This window comes from Clostridium sp. Marseille-Q7071, assembly GCF_965112025.1.
On record NZ_CBCOPR010000001.1, the window covers coordinates 3,178,832 to 3,196,747 of the forward strand.

At 27.3% G+C, this 17,916-nt stretch carries 4 protein-coding genes; 1 reads left to right on the top strand and 3 read right to left on the bottom strand.

What is annotated here, in order from left to right:
* Positions 1-282: 282 nt before the first annotated feature.
* Positions 283-2,067 (bottom strand): aminopeptidase P family protein, encoded by a 1,785-nt coding sequence (locus tag ACWPW7_RS15115; RefSeq protein WP_454054177.1) that lies wholly within the window; start codon positions 2,065-2,067, stop codon positions 283-285.
* 254 nt (positions 2,068-2,321) lie between these two features.
* Here ACWPW7_RS15115 and ACWPW7_RS15120 point away from each other — a divergent pair, with 254 nt between their 5' ends.
* On the top strand, positions 2,322-2,834 hold the full coding sequence (locus ACWPW7_RS15120) for a hypothetical protein (RefSeq protein ID WP_454054178.1): 513 nt from the start codon (positions 2,322-2,324) through the stop codon (positions 2,832-2,834).
* 297 nt (positions 2,835-3,131) lie between these two features.
* On the opposite strand, the gene ACWPW7_RS15125 is transcribed toward ACWPW7_RS15120, so the two are convergent.
* Both ACWPW7_RS15125 and ACWPW7_RS15130 read right to left on the bottom strand, forming a co-directional pair.
* Positions 3,132-10,733 (bottom strand): amino acid adenylation domain-containing protein, encoded by a 7,602-nt coding sequence (locus ACWPW7_RS15125; RefSeq protein WP_454054179.1) that lies wholly within the window; start codon positions 10,731-10,733, stop codon positions 3,132-3,134.
* Between the two features lie 275 nt (positions 10,734-11,008).
* Positions 11,009-17,365 carry an amino acid adenylation domain-containing protein gene (locus ACWPW7_RS15130; RefSeq protein WP_454054180.1) on the bottom strand — a complete coding sequence of 2,119 codons (6,357 nt, stop codon included), beginning with the start codon at positions 17,363-17,365 and terminating at the stop codon, positions 11,009-11,011.
* Between the last annotated feature and the right edge of the window lie 551 nt (positions 17,366-17,916).

Here is a 17,916-nt window from a genome sequence, read left to right on the forward strand (position 1 = left end):
ATCTTTAACGTCTATTCTTTGTGCAAGAATTGGCGCATCGCCATTACCATTCTCTAAAGCCCAGCGGAAGTTATAAAACATTCTTAAAGTAGTTAATTTTGGATTGTAGTTACAGTAACTATAACTCTTTCCCTAGACTCTCGCTGTAACAAGTGGGGTTTTAAGGGTAGACATGTTTCTTCTTATCTGATTAAGAAAAGGAGTGCAAAAATCATTGTATTTTTCCTTTTTGTATCTCTAAAGGAAGTCCGCTACTAAAAACTTAGGAAATCCTCCTTTTATTTATATAGCTCTTGTTTCATATTTTAAAAATGCTTTTTCTTCCTCATTTAAATATGGGGATAACTTTTCATATGTTTGTTTATGATAATTATTTAGCCATTCTCTTTCATCTTCAGTCATCATCTCTGGAATTATTCCGTCTAAATCAAAAGGACAGAATGTTATAGTTTCAAATTTTAAAAATTCTCCACCATATTCAGTTGCTTCATCCTCAGTTACAAACAATGTATTTTCTAATCTTATACCATGCTTACCTTCTTTGTAGACACCTGGTTCATTAGTTAGGTTCATACCTACTTCTAACTTAACATTTGATGGAACTCTAGATATTCCATGTGGACCTTCATGAACATTTAATAGATATCCTACGCCATGTCCTGTACCACATTTGTAATCTATTCCTGCTTCCCAAAGTGGTTTTCTAGCAAGTATATCTAGGTTGCATCCCACAGTACCAACTAAAAATCTAGCTTTAGATAATCCAATATTACCTCTAGCAACTAAGGTAAAATCTCTTTTTTGCTCTTCTGTTAGTGATCCTAAAACTATTGTTCTTGTTATATCTGTGGTGCCATCATAATATTGTCCACCAGAATCAATTAAGAATAAACCTTCTGGCTTTAATTCATAATCTGTTTCTGGAGTTGCACTATAGTGCATCATAGCAGCATGATCTTTATATCCTGCTATTGTATTAAAACTTGGTTCTATAAATAATTCATCTTCAGCTCTTAAGCTAGTTAATTTATTAGAAGCAGATATTTCTGTTACTTTTTCACCTCTTGAAACTGATTCTTTTAGCCATTTTATAAATCTTACTTCAGCAACACAATCTCTAATTGTAGCTTTTCTTGTATTTTCTATTTCTATTTTATTTTTTATAGCTTTTAATTTAGTTGTTATATTTACTTCCTCTATTTTAGTAATATCAGATCTTATAGCATCTAAAATCATTACATTAGTTTTAGCTGGATCATATGTTACAACTTTATCTTCTGGTATACTTTCAATAAATTCTGTTATCTCTTCATATGACTTAACTTCAATATTTTCACCTTTTAACTCTTCTGATATTTCTCTTGATATTTTAGATAAATTAATAAATAAATAAGCTTTATTTTCATCTATTACAGCATAAGAAATAACTACAGGATTTTTATCTATATCTCTTCCCCTTATATTAAATAACCATGCTATATCATCTAGTGAACTTAATATAAAATAATTAGCTTCTATTTTTTTCATTTTATCTCTAACTTCACTTAATTTTTTGCTTCTGGTTTTTCCAGCATACTTAACATCATGAATGAATACCTGCTCTGATGGAAGTGCCGGTCTATCTTCCCAAATCTCACCTACTAAATCAAATCTTGTTTCAATTTTAAACTTTTTAGAGGCAAATTTTAATGACATATCCTTATATAAGGAAACAGGAAATACCTTTCCATCAAAACCTATAGTTGAGTTTTTTTCTACATTTTCCTTTATCCATTCAATGTAGGTTGGAACTGTTGGTTGTCCCATTTTAAATAATTCAATTCCACTTCCCTGCAATTGTTTTTCTGCCTGTATAAAATATCTTCCATCTGTCCATAATCCTGCGCTATTTAATGTGATAACAACTGTACCTGCTGACCCCGTAAATCCTGATATCCATGCTCTTGATTTATAATGTTCAGCTACATACTCGCTTTGGTGAGAGTCAAAACTAGGAATAATATAAGCCTCAATATTCTTTTCTCTCATTAAGGCTCTTAATTTTTCTATTCTTTCCTTTACTGTCATCTTTTTACCTCCAATCATAATAAAACTTTGTATAAAATAAATTTTAAATATATAAATACTTTTAGTAGAATGACTTAATTATAATATATTTTTTACTTTATTTAAATATTTTCTTACAATTTAATCAGATTTTTTTATATTTCCTAAATTTTTATCGTATTTGTAAAATTCACCAATATTTATCCTTAATATTTTCAAGTTGTTCCAAAATTATGATATAATGTAGATGATAAAATTGGAAAGTAGGTATTTATATGAAAAAACTTTTATCAATATTATGTATTTTATTTTCATTTTCTTTAATTGGTTGCACAAAAGAAAAATCAGAAACCATCAATCCTGATGATATCGCTAAGGATGTTGTAATCAAATATTATACCTTTGATAAGGATCGCATAGATCTATATGCAAAGCTCGGCATAGATGGGGTAACTAGTGCAGAATCTGCTGATAAATTACATAGCCCTATTAAGGATTATTTTGAAGAGAATTTATATTTAATAACAATTAGCGAAAAAATTATAATTTCTCAACTTGAGAGTTCTCATAGAGACAAATATACACTAGAAGTAAAAGATGTTACTTTAATTAAAGTTAATTCTTCTGAAGAAGGTATCTATGATTACGAATATACTGGAACTCTAATAAAAAAATCTTTTGAAAATGAATCTAGTGAAGAAGTTCCTATGTCTGGACATCTTAAATTAAGCAATTATAATGATAAGTGGACAGTAACAAGTTTTTCTTCGAACCTTCCACTAAAGTAAATAAATTTTTTTGAATTAACTTCTTTATCTATATTAATCTTTAAAGAAAAATAATAAAAATATAATTAAACTTCTTCTGTTATTTTTGCAGCATTATTGCTCTTAGAAAAATAACAGAAGAAGTTTTTAATTAGTTATAAATTATATCTTCCTCTTTCTTTAAATTTAAGAAATCTTCCAATACTTCAATATTTTTCACTATTCTTTTAAATAATTTGTTTATCTATTCTTACCACATAGTAAAATAAAATTCAAACAACTTTTCTATAAAAATTGCTAAATTATAATAGTATATTATCATTCTAAAAAATTAACTTTTCTACAATAATCTATCATTTTATTCATATGCTCTAAATTTAAGCTTGGCCATACGAAGTCTGCTTGCTTAAGTAATATTTGAGTTTTTTCACATATACTTACAAAGGCTTTATTCTCTTCATTGTTCAATATATTAGAGTGTACTAAGAAATTGTCTATATGCTCTCTTAAATCCTCTCTATTATAGTTATCATATACATATTCTAAAAAATCTTCAAAGGACTTCATTTCAATTGAAAGACCTAATTTATTTAATAAATCCCCTATTAGAATTGGAGTTACAGAATTAGGATTAAATATATGATATATTTCATTTTTTAAATCTGCTCTATCATATAACAAAATAATTGCCCTACTTACATAATCAACAAAGGAAAAATCATAACTTGAATTTATTTTTGGCATTGCTTCTAAATTTATATAGGATTTTAGCTGTGAATAAAAAGCATTCTCATCTATATTTTTTTGGAATACCCCTGTTCTTGAATTAAAAACAATATTGCCTACTCTAAATATATTGGTATTAATACCATCTTCTCTTGCCTTTAAGACAACTCTTTCTCCTTCAATTTTAGTCTTTATATAATAGTTATCAATATGGCTTTCTAATTCATCGTTATATTCACTAAATAACATATCTCCCTTATCTGCTTTTTCTGACCCTACACTAATAGTTGAAATGTGATTTAAATCTTTCTTTTGGCCAAATTTAGCAAATTCTATCAACCCTTCAACAGCCTTTACATTCACATCATAAAAATCCTCATAATGACCATAGTGCTTTACATTAGCAGCAGAATTAATAATACAATCTACAGTTTCAGCTAAAACTTCATATATTTCTTTTTCCAACCCAAAATTATACTTTGTTATATCTCCGTTTATTATGGATATCTTATCTGAATAAACCTCATATATATTACTTCCAAAATATAATTCAAAATTTTTCATTAATTTTTTTTCTGCTTCTTCTTTATTTTTCCCTCTTATAAGTAAATGAATTGTTACATCATCACTATTCAATAATTCATGTAGAATATGCATACCTAAATATCCTGTTGCTCCTGTTAAGAAAATATTTTTGTACTTTCTTTTTTTAATAACATGAATTTGATCATATGCTTTATTTAGCTCTCGATAAGTCATAATACTACTATTTAACTTTTTATCAAAAATTGAACTGTTGTTTGAACTTTCTAAAGTAACTGCTACTTCTTTAAAAGAATCAATTTTCATCTTAAGATTATTTTTCTTAAAAGATACTTTTTTAGACAACTGAGATATAGTTTTGCATTCAAAAATATCATTTATTTTTATTTCAAAATCAACAATTAATTTAGATACAATACGAATTGCTTTAATAGAATCTCCACCTAAGTCAAAGAAATTATCTTTTACTCCTATTCTTTCTATTCCTAGTATTTCCTCCCATACAGAGGCCATTTTAGCTTCTATAAAGTTTCTTGGTGCCTCATATACTGTACCTATGTCAATAAATTTATCATATTGCTCTAATGCTCTTATATCAACCTTTCCATTTGGCGTTACTGGTATTTTTTCTAGTTGTACAAAATATGATGGTATCATATACTCTGGTAGCTCTTTTGAAAGATATCCTCTCAATTCTTGAGTATTAATTTCATTATCCCCAACTATATAAGCACAAATATACTTGTTATTATTTTTATCTTCTCTAGATATTACTACTGTTTCCCTTACTTTTTTATTTTTTAACAACTGTGATTCTATCTCACCTAATTCTATTCTAAATCCTCTTATTTTTACTTGATGATCTATTCTTCCTAAAAATTCTATATTTCCATCTGACAACCATCTTGCTAAATCTCCCGTTTTGTACATTCTTATATTTGGGTCGAATGGGTTTAATATAAACTTTTCTCTTGTTAAGTCTGGTTTATTCAAGTATCCCCTTGCAATACCATCTCCAGATATACATAGTTCCCCTGCTACCCCTATTGGTTGAACTTTATTATTTTTATCTACTATAAATATTCTTGTATTATCTCTTGGTTTGCCTATTGTTATTTTTTTATTTGCATCAACATTTCTCATAATTGTTGTAACTACACTATTTTCAGTTGGTCCATATTCATTAACTATTTCAATTTCTTTGTTAACACTTTTACATTTTTCAACAACCTTAGAAGTTAGATTTTCTCCCGCTAATGTTATTATCCTTAAACTTTTTGCTTCTTCTGTAGTTAAAGAATCCATTATTGCTAAGCACATAGATGGTACTGTTATAAAATGTGTAATATTATGTGTTAATATTTTATCTTTTATCACAAAAACATCTTTTGCTTCAATGTCACTTAAAATAACTACTTTTGCTCCAGAGATAATTGGTGTATAAAAACTTGTTACAAACCCATCGAAAGCATAAGAAAATAACTGAAGCACACTATCCACAGAATTTAACTTATATTCTTTTCTTCTCCATTGAAGCATAGTTGTAACGCTTTTATGCTCTATCATTACTCCTTTTGGCTTTCCAGTAGATCCAGAAGTATAAATAATATATGCTAAATCTCGTGAAGTATTTACTTTCTTCAAATTTTCTTCACTCTGTGAATTAATTTTTTCACCATCTATATCTAATACTTCTCCACTGTAAGTTATTTTTTTTAACAATTTGTGACGAGTAAGTAATATATCCACTTTACTATCTTGTATCATATATTCTATTCTATCTTTAGGATACTCTAATTCAATAGGTAAGTATGCTCCTCCAGATTTTAATATGCCAATTATCCCCACTATCATATCTAAAGATCTTTCTAACATTATTCCGACTACAGAATTAGCCTTGACTCCACACTCCCTTAATGCTCTTGCCAACTTATTTGCTTTATCATTTAATTCCCTATAGGTTAGCTTATTCTCCTCACATATTACTGCTATATTGTTAGGAGTATTTTTTACCTGTTCTTCAAATAGTTCATATATAGTTTTATCTTCAGGATACTTAGCATTTGTAGCATTGAAATCATAAAGCAGCTGTTTCTCTTCTTCTTCTGATAGCATTTCTATTTCCGATAATTTAATTTCTATATTATTTACTACTTCTTTTAGTATATTTACATAGTGCCTTGATAATCTTTCTAAGGTTTCTCTTTTAAAAAGTTTTGTACAATACTCTAAATTAAAAATTATCTTTTCCTTTGTTTCAATAGCACTTAATGTAATATCAAATTTAGATATCCTATTTTTAAACTCATATGAACTAAATTTTAATCCATCAATTTCTATATTCTCCATGTCCATATTTTGCAATGTAAACATCACATCAAATAATGGATTCTTGCTAAAATCTCTATTTATATCTAAATTGCTAATTAGGTCTTCAAATTGGTAATCTTGATTTTCATATGCTTCTAATGCAGTATCCTTAACTTTTTCTAAGAATTCCTTAAAGCTCATCTCTCCTTTAGGATAATTCCTCATTACGATGGTGTTTACAAACATTCCTACTATATTATCTAAATCAGAATGTGCCCTGCCTGCTACTGGTGTTCCTACAACTATATCTTCCTGACCTGTATATTTGGATAATAGGACGGTATATGCTCCTAGTAATACCATATATAAAGTTGTCCCTGTTTTAGCTGCAAGTTTATTTATATCTTCTTTTAATTCCTTTTCTATTTCAAATTTTATTAAATTGCCCTCAAAACTTTTCGTAGAAGGTCTCATATAGTCTGTTGGCATATTTAATACAGGTATTTCATCTTTAAATTTATCTAGCCAATATTCTTTTTGTTTTTTAATAGATTCAGTTTTTAATATATTATTTTGCCACTGTGAAAAGTCCTTATATTGTATTCTTAACTTTGGTAATTTTTTATTTTCATATAATGCAATAAATTCTTTTATAAATATTCCTGTTGATATTCCATCTGATATTATGTGATGAGTATCCATCATAAATAAATGATTATTTTTTGATAGTTTTATCAGCTCTACTCTTAAAAGCGGTGCTTTGCTAAGATCAAATGGTTGTATAAAATTCTCTATTTTATCTTTTATTTCACCTTCTATTAATTCACTATAAACTATTTCAAACTCCACATTTTTATATATTTTTTGTACTGGTCTACCTTCTATTAATTCAAAAGCTGTCCTAAAAGATTCATGCCTTCTTACAAGTTCTTGCATTGCCTTTTCAAACTGATTTATATTTAATTCACCTTTAATTGTCATTATCATCGGCATATTATAACTTATACCTGCATTTTCAATTTGATTTAGTATATACATTCTTTTTTGTGCAGAGGATAATGGATAATATTCCTTTTCCTCTACAATTTCTATTGTAGAATATATACTTTTATCTAAATTTCTTATATACTCTCCAAGACTCTTTATAGTAGAGTTTCTAAATATTTCTCCCAAAGAAATTTCTACATTTAACTCTTTGCATATCTTATTTACAAGAGACATAGCTTTTAAAGAATGTCCTCCTAGTTCAAAGAAGTTATCATTTATTCCTATCACATCGACCTTTAATATATCTCCCCATATTTTTACTAAACTCTCTTCAATTTCATCTCTTGCGCCTTCATACTCTATACCTATATCCATTGCGCCTTCAGGCCTCGGTAATCTCTTTCTATCTATTTTTCCATTTGGTGTTAATGGCATTACTTCTAACTGTACGAAATATGATGGTATCATGTATTCTGGTAACTCTTTTAAAAGACATTCTCTTAATTCTTTAACAGTAAAATTTCTCGTTCCTACTATATAAGCACAAATATATTTATTACTACCTTCATCTTCTCTAGCTATTACTACTGATTCGTTTATCTTTTCCTTCTTTAGAAGTTGTGCTTCAATCTCACCAAGCTCTATTCTAAATCCTCTTATCTTCACTTGATGATCTATTCTTCCCAAAAATTCTATATTTCCGTCTGGTAACCATCTTGCTAAATCACCAGTTTTATATATTCTTTCACCTGACTTATAGGGATTTTCTATAAACTTTTCTGCAGTTAATTCTGGCTTGTTTAAATATCCTCTTGCTAGGCCATCTCCTGATATGCATAATTCCCCTGCAACGCCTATTGGTGCTAGTTGATTATTATTCATAATATATATTTGAGTATTTTCAATAGGATTCCCTATAGGTATACTAATATATTTTAAATTTTTATCTACTGAATATCTAGATGAATAGATACTAGTTTCTGTTGGCCCATATAAATTTTCTAATCTTATAGTATTAAACTTACTATAAAAATTAGAAACTATATCTGTTTTTAATTCCTCTCCTGCAGCAAACACATATTTTAAACTATTTATTTTATCTAAATCATCTCCTATACTTTCCATAAACAGATTTAGCATAGCTGGTACAAAATTAATATGTGTTACTTTATGTTTCTCTATTAAATTAATAATAGCACTTATATCCTTTTCTTCATTACTACTCATTATTACAAGCTTACCACTTCCTACAAACCAACCAAATAGTTCACTTACTGACACATCAAATGTAAATTTGGTTTTTAACAAGTGAGTATCTTCATGTCCTAAGGGATATTTTTTCTCCATGCATACTAGTGTATTAATTACGCTTTTATGTTCTACCATTACCCCTTTAGGATTTCCAGTTGAACCTGAAGTGTATATAATATACGCTAAACTCTTAGAATTATTTATTCTTTCTAAATTATTTCTTTCACATCTATATAATTCTTCATCTAGTAAATCTATAGTTTCTCCTAAAAAATCTATATTATTTGAACTTTTTTTCCTAATTAATAATAATTTACTTTTACTATCTTTTAGGATATACTCCACTCTTTCTTTTGGATAGTCCGGATCTATAGGTAAATACGCCCCTCCTGCTTTTAATATTCCTAATATTCCTACTATCATTTCCAAAGATCTTTCTACCATTATTCCTACTATAGAATCAGCTTTAACTCCTTTTTTTCTCAATACTCTCGCCAGCTTATTTGCTTTCATATTTAACTCGTCATAGGTTAATTGTTTGTCTTCATATATTACTGCTATATTGTGAGGAGTCCTCTTTACTTGTTCTTCGAATAGTTCATGTATGGTTTTATCTTTAGGATATTCAATTTTATCACTATTAAAATCATAAAGCAGCTTATCTTTCTCCTCTTTAGATAAAATTTCTATTTCTGATAATTTAATTTCTGCATTATTTGTTACCTCTTTTAGTATATTTATATAATGTTTTGATAATCTTTCTATAGTTTCTCTTCTAAAGAGTTTCGTGCAATATTGTAAATCAAAAGTTATCTTTTCCTTTGATTCAATAGCACTTAATGTAATATCAAATTTAGATACTTTATTTTCAAATTCATATGGTCTAAATTTTAATTGGTCAATTTCTATATTTTCTATATCAATGTTTTGGAGTGTAAACATCACATCAAACAATGGGTTCTTACTAAGATCTCGAGTTATATCTAACTGACTAATTAACTCTTCAAATTGATAATCTTGATTTTCATATGCTTCTAGTGATGTTTCTTTAACTGTTTCTAAGAATTCTCTAAAGCTTTTCTCTCCTTTAGGATAATTCCTCATTGCAACGGTATTTACAAACATTCCTATTATATTATCTAAATCAGAATGAGCCCTACCAGCTACTGGTGTTCCTACAACTATATCTTCCTGACCTGTATATTTAGATAGCAATACATTATAAGCTCCTAGTAATATCATATATAAGGTTGTACCTGTTTTAGCTGCAAGTTTATTTATATCTTCTACTAATTCCTTTTCTATTTCAAATTTTACTACATCACCTTCAAAACTCTTTATGTTAGGTCTTCTATAGTCTGTTAGCATGTTTAATACAGGTACTTCTCCTCTAAATTTGTCTAGCCAATACCGTTTTTGTTTTTCAATAGATTTAGTTTTTAATATATTGTTTTGCCACTGTGAAAAATCCTTATATTGTATACTAAGGTCTGGTAATTCCTTACCTTTATACAAACTAATAAAATCCTTTATAAATATTCCTGTTGATACTCCATCTGATATTATATGATGAGTATCCATCATAAATAGATGTTTGTTTGTTGATAATTTTATGAGCTCTACTCTTAGAAGTGGTGCTTTACTAAGATCAAATGGCTCTACAAATCCCTCTATTTTGCTCTTTATCTCATCTTCTCTTGCTTCGCTATGTGCTATCTCAAACTCTATATTTTTATATATTTTTTGTACTGGTTCACCATCCACTACCTGAAAGGCTGTTCTAAAGGATTCATGCCTTCTTACAAGTTCTTTCATTGTTTTTTCAAATTGATTTATATTTAGATTTCCTTCAATTGTCATTATCATTGGTATATTATAACTTATACCTACATTTTCAATTTGATCCAGTATATACATTCTTTTTTGTGCAGATGACAACAAATAATAATTTCTATCTTCTACAGGTTCTATTGATTCAAATTTATTTTCTTTAATATCTAAAATATTTTGATTAATATCTATATTATTTTCCTTAAGGCGCTTCTCCAAAAGTTTCAACTTTTCAGGTGGTAGTTTTGAAATTCTTTTTAATAAATCATTCATCTTTATTAGCTCCTCCTTATGCTCAAATCATTTATAGTTGATTGCTTATTCTACAATTACAGATAATAAAAATTTAACTCAGTGTAAATTTATAATTTTAAGCATTTCAAATAAAATAACTAGTCAAAGATGTATAAAGTATTTTGTATTAACAGTACGCTTGATTTTATTGATAATGCTATATCAATTAGTTCCAACAACTATATATCTCAAAATACGCTATCATACTCATGCTGACTAGTTATTTTTCAATATGCTTGAATAAATTTAAATAATTATAATATTAAGCCCAATACATTATCATCATCTAAATCTTCTACTTCATTTAACAATTCTTCCAATTTTAAAAGATCAGTTTCATTTGTTAATATTGATGTTTCTTTGTTTTCTATATTCACAATGTAATCAGCAAGACCTTTAATAGTAGCATCTTTAAATATTTCTTTTAATGAAATCTCTATATTTAATTCTTTCCATATTCTATTTACAAGAGATGTAGCTTTTAAGGAATGTCCTCCTATTTCAAAAAAGTTATCATTTATTCCTATCTGCTCAACATTTAATATATCTTTCCATATTTCCACTAATTTTTCTTCAATTTCATTCCTTGGCGCTTCATACTCTATTCCTGTATTTATTTCCCCTTCTAGTTCTGGTAATCTCTTTCTATCTATTTTTCCATTTGATGTTAAAGGCATTGTTTCTAATTGGAGGAAATATGACGGTATCATATATTCTGGTAGCTCTTTTAAAAGATATTCTCTTAAATCTTTAACGTTAAATTTCACCGTTCCTACTATATAAGCACAAATATATTTATTACCTCCATCATCTTCTTTAGCTATTACTACTGCTTCTTTTATTTTTTCATTTTTTAAAAGTTGTAATTCTATCTCACCAAGTTCTATTCTAAATCCTCTTATTTTCACTTGATGGTCTATTCTTCCTAAAAATTCTATATTTCCATCCTCTAGCCACCTTACTAAATCACCAGTTTTATAAACTCTTTCTCCCTTTATAAAAGGATTATCTATAAATTTTTCTTTAGTAAGTTCTTTATTATTTATATATCCTCTAGCTAACCCGTCACCGCCTACATATAGTTCTCCATAAACTCCTACTGGCTGTAATCTTCTATGTTTATTTAATACATAACATGTAGAATTAGCTATTGGTTTTCCTATAGGAATGTTTTCCTCATAGTCCTTATTGATGTGAAAACATGTAGAAAATGTAGTGTTTTCTGTTGGTCCATAACCATTTATAATATTTATTTTTTTATTTTTACTTCTCACATTATTTATATGTTTAGTGGATAATACATCTCCTCCTACCAATAAATATTCTAGTTTTTCAAATATTTCTGGTTTTTCTTTTGATATTTGATTAAATAATGGTGATGTTAACCACATAGTGCTTATTTTATTCTTTTGAATAAATTGTTCTAATTTTTTTACATTCATAAGTACATCATTATTAATTAAATACAATGGCAATCCATTGAGTAATGCCCCCCAAATTTCAAAGGTTGAAGCATCAAATGCTATTGCACCTGTTTGTAATATTTTATGATTTCTTTTAAACTTTATATAGTTAGTGTTTTTTACAAGCCTTACTACATTTTTCTGCTCTACTGCAACTCCTTTTGGCTTACCAGTACTACCTGATGTATATATTATATAAGCTAAATCTTCCGGCTTATTTATATTTGGTAGGTTAGGTAATTCCTCAACAGAATTTATTAAATTTTCTATATCTATTATTTCTCCACTAAAATCCATTCCATCTATAAAATAACTTTTACTTAGTAACACTTTTGCATTACTATCATTTATATTGTGCTTTATTCTGTGCTGAGGATACTCTGTATCTATAGGTAAATAAGCTCCTCCAGCTTTTAATATTCCTAATATTCCAATTATCATTTCTAAGGACTTTTCCACCATTATTCCTACTACTGTATCTGCTTTTACACCCTTATCCCTTAATACTCTTGCTAAATAATTTGATTTTTTATTTAATTCACTATAGGTTAACTGTTTATCTTCATATACTATTGCTATATTATTAGGTGTATTTTTTACCTGTTCTTCAAATAACTCATGTATTGTTTTATCTTTTGGATATTTAGTCTTTGTGTTATTAAAATCATAAATTAACTGTTTTTTCTCTTCCTGTGATAAAATCTCTATTTCTGATAACTTTATTTCTACATTATTTGTTACCTCTTTTAGTATATTTACATAATGTTTTGATAATCTTTCTATAGTTTCCCTTTTAAAAAGCTTTGTACAATACTCTAAGCTAAAAATTATTTTATCCTTTAATTCAATAGCGCTTAATGTAATATCAAACTTGGATATTTTATTTTCAAATTCATGTGGACTAAATTTTAATCCTTCAATTTCTATATTCCCTATATCAATATTTTGGAGTGTAAACATCACATCAAATAATGGATTCTTACTAAGATCTCGAGCTATATCTAATTGGCTAATTAATTCTTCAAATTGATAATCTTGATTTTCATATGCTTCTAATGCTGTTTCCTTAACTGTTTCTAAGAATTCCCTAAAACCTTTTTCTCCTTTAGGATAATTCCTCATTGCAATAGTGTTTACAAACATTCCTATTATATTATCTAAATCAGAATGTCTCCTACCAGCCACTGGTGTTCCTACAACTATATCTTCCTGACCTGTATATTTAGATAACAATACATTATAAGCTCCTAGTAATATCATATATAAGGTTGTCTCTGTTTTAGCTGCAAGTTTATTTATCTCTTCTACTAATTCTTTTTCTATTTCAAAATTCACTACATCACCATCAAAACTTCTTACAGCAGGCCTTGTATAGTCTGTTGGCATATTTAATGCAGGTATTTCATCATTAAATTTGTTTAACCAATATTCTTTTTGTTTTTCAACGATTTTAGTTTTTAATATGTTATTTTGCCAATGTGAAAAATCTTTATATTGTATCCTAACCTTTGGCAATTTCTTCTCTTCATATAGGCTAATAAATTCTTTTATAAATATTCTCATTGATATTCCATCTGATATTATATGGTGAGTATCCATCATAAATAAATGTTTATTTTTTGATAGTTTTAGGAGTTCTACTCTTAACAGTGGCGCTTTACTAAGATCGAATGGTTGTATAAATTCCTCTATTTTATTTTTTATTCTATCTTCTCTTAATTCATCATAGATTATTTTAAAATCTACCTCTTCATATACTTTTTGTACTGGTTCACCTTCTATTAACTCAAAAGCTGTTCTAAAGGACTCATGTCTTTTTACAAGTTCTTTTATTGTTTTTTCAAATTGACTGGTATTTAATTTACCTTCTATTGTCATTATCATTGGTATGTTATAGCTTACCCCTACATCTTCAATTTGGTTTAGTATATACATTCTCTTTTGTGCTGAGGATAGTGCATAATGCTCGCTTTCTTCTACATTCTCTATTGATGAATATATACTTTTATCTAAATTCCTTATATGTTTTCCAAGACTTTTTATAGTAGTATTTCTAAATATTTCTCCCAAGGAAATTTCTGCATTTAACTCTTTACATATTTTATTTACAAGAGATGTAGCTTTTAAAGAATGTCCCCCTATTTCAAAGAAGTTATCATTTATTCCTACCCGCTCAACATTTAATACATCTTTCCATATTTCTACTAGTTTCTTTTCAATTTCATCCCTTGCTCCTTCATACTCTACTCCTGTATCTATTTCGCCTTCTGGTTCTGGCAATCTCTTTCTATCTATTTTTCCATTTGATGTTAAAGGCATTTTTTCTAGTTGTATAAAATATGACGGTATCATATATTCTGGTAACTCTTTTAAAAGATAATTTCTTAATTCTTTAACAGTAAAATTCACGGCTCCTAATATATAGGCACAAATATATTTATTACCATCTTCATCTTCTTTAGCTATAACTACTGATTCTTTTATTTTTTCATTTTTTAAGAGTTTCGATTCTATCTCTCCTAGTTCTATCCTAAATCCTCTAATTTTCACCTGGTGATCTATTCTTCCCAGAAATTCTATATTCCCGTCTGGCAACCATCTCACTAAATCACCGGTTTTATAAATTCTTTCTCCCTTTATAAAAGGGTCAGCTATAAATTTTTCTTTAGTAAGTTCTTCGTTATTTATATATCCCCTAGCTAATCCATCACCACCTACATATAGTTCTCCATAAACCCCTATAGGCTGCAACCTCTCATATTTATTTAGAACATAGCATGTAGAATTAGCTATTGGTTTTCCTATAGGAATGCTTTCCTTATAATCTTTATTAATGTGAAAACATGTAGAAAATGTAGTATTTTCTGTTGGTCCATAACCATTTATAATATTTAATTTCTTATTTTTACTTCTCACATTATTTATATGTTTAGTTGATAATACATCTCCTCCTACCAAAAGGTATTCTAGATTTTCAAACATTTCCGGTTTTTCTTTTGATATTTGATTAAACAATGGTGACGTTAACCACATAGTACTTATTTTATTCTCTTGAATATATTGTTCTAATTTTTTTACGTTCATAAGTATATCGTTACTGATTAAATGCAATGGCAAACCATTGAGTAATGCTCCCCAAATCTCAAAGGTTGAAGCATCAAATACTATTGCTCCTGTTTGCAATATTCTATGATTTTCTTTAAATTTAATATAATCAGTATTATTTACAAGCCTTACTACATTTTTCTGTTCTACTGCAACTCCTTTTGGTTGTCCAGTACTACCTGATGTATATATTACATAAGCCAAATCCTCTGGCTTATTTATATTTGGTAAATTAGGTAATCCCTCAATAGAATCCATTACATTTTCAAATTCTATTATCTCTCCATTAAAATTTATATCCTCTATAAAATAATTTTTAGTTAATATTATATTTACATTACTATCATTTATAATGTGCTTTATCCTCTTATTAGGATATTGTGGATCTATAGGTAAATAAGCTCCTCCTGCTTTTAATATTCCTAATATTCCAATTATCGTTTCCAAAGATTTTTCTACCATTATTCCTACTATTGTATCTACTTTTACTCCCTTATCCCTTAATAATTTTGCTAGATAATTGGATTTTTCATTTAATTCATTATAGGTTAGCTGCTTATCTTTATATACTACTGCTATATTGTTAGGTGTATTTTTCACCTGTTCTTCAAACAACTCATGTATTGTTTTATTTTTTAGATATTCAGTCTTTGTATTATTAAAATCATATAAAACTTTTCTCTTTTCATCCTTTGTAATAATATCTATATCACAAAGACGATTATAAGGGTTATTACCAAGTTGATACAATAAATTTTCAAAGTGTGAAATAACACTGTCGATAGGAAAACTCTCATCAAATACTTTAAGTTGATAATCAAAATCTATATTTATATCTTTCTCATCTCCAAAATCACTTACAAAAGTCGTTAGTGCATTTCTTTCGCATCTATTCGCAAGTAGCTTGTACTCTGTTTCATAGTCAGAAAACTTTTGAGAATAATCATGCTTTAGATAAGAAAGTACTACATCAAATAAGTTTTTCTCATGGCCACTATTGCTATAGACTTCTCTAACTATATGTCCTAAAGGAAATTGCTCATGTTTATAACTTTCAACCAATTCTTTTTTTATATTTACAACGAAATCTATAAATTTTAAATTATTATCAATTTTTATCTTTAATGGTAATAAATTAACAAAAAGTCCTACTGTAGATTTATGTTTATCACTTCTTCTATTTAAAACTGGTACACCAATTATAAGTTCATCTTTGTCATAAACTCTTGAAAAATAAGTAAACATTGTTCCTAAAACAAAATGAAAAGCAGAACAATTATTTTCCTTACTAATTTTTATTATTTTATTATAAGCTGAACGTTTTATAGTTAATGTTTTCCTAGAACTTACTATATAGTTATTTATATCGTTCTCTGTATCTGCTTTTTTCGTGATAAGAGGATCTGTTAATACTTCTAATTTTTTCTTCCAATAAATCTTATCTCTCTCATACTCTTTAGAATTTAAATATTCTTTATTTTCTAGTATTAAATTTTTATAACAATATAAATTGTCTCCTCCTGGAAGATCTCCTTTTATAAGACTGTTGTATATTTTCATAACTCTTTTGTTTATAAGAGAGATTGACCATCCATCAACAATTACATGATGTATTTTTGTAAACCAATAATATAAATTTGTATTAACTTTTATTAATTCAAATTGAAAAAGAATATTGTTATTTAGGTTAAAAGGTTTTATCATTTCTGATTGTAGCCACTGTAAAGTATACTCCTCTGATTTCTCTTTTTCTGAAAAATCATGAAAAGGTACAGTATAATTTAATTTTGATAAAAACTTTTGAGTAGGTTCTCCATTAACTTCATTAATCATTATTCTTAGTGCATCATTTTCTTCTATTAATATATTTATGGACCTCTGAAAGATATCTAAATCTATCTTTCCCTTTATTTCCATATATCCTCCAATGTTGTAAAGAGCATTCTTAGGATATATTTGTTGCTTTATCCAAATATCCTGTTGATATGGTGTAAGTGAATATTCATGTAATTCACTTGTAAAGCTATTTTCATTTAGTAACATAAAATCCCTCTTTCTTATTTTTTAGTTTATTATAAGACTTATCAAAACTAGTATTTTCAATAATAATTAAAGTTTTTATGCATATATTTTTTCTATTCATACCTAGGTATTAAAATTTATATTTTTTATCATAGCAATCCAATTAATTATACATGCCATAATCTTATAAAAAATTACAGTTTCTAGTTGTTATTATACAAATATAAAATGTAACATATTGTAGTTTTTAGTAAAATGTTACTATTATTAACAAATTGTTAACAATTGTTAACGCTCAAAACCTTATTTTTTTATTTAAATTATTATAAATAAATGAAATTTACTAGGTTTTATTTAATTTTTAAACTTCAAAAATGAATATTAAAAATTAATAATATTCATTAATCCTTAATTGTTTTTGATATCAATATAGTAAACCAAATTAAAAAACCAGCTTAAACTTATTTATTAAGCTTAAGCTAGTTTTCCTATGAAATTTAGTTTAATATTAAATTTAATTATTAATTATAAGATATTATTTCTACATATATCTTGAAATCATGACTTTAGTT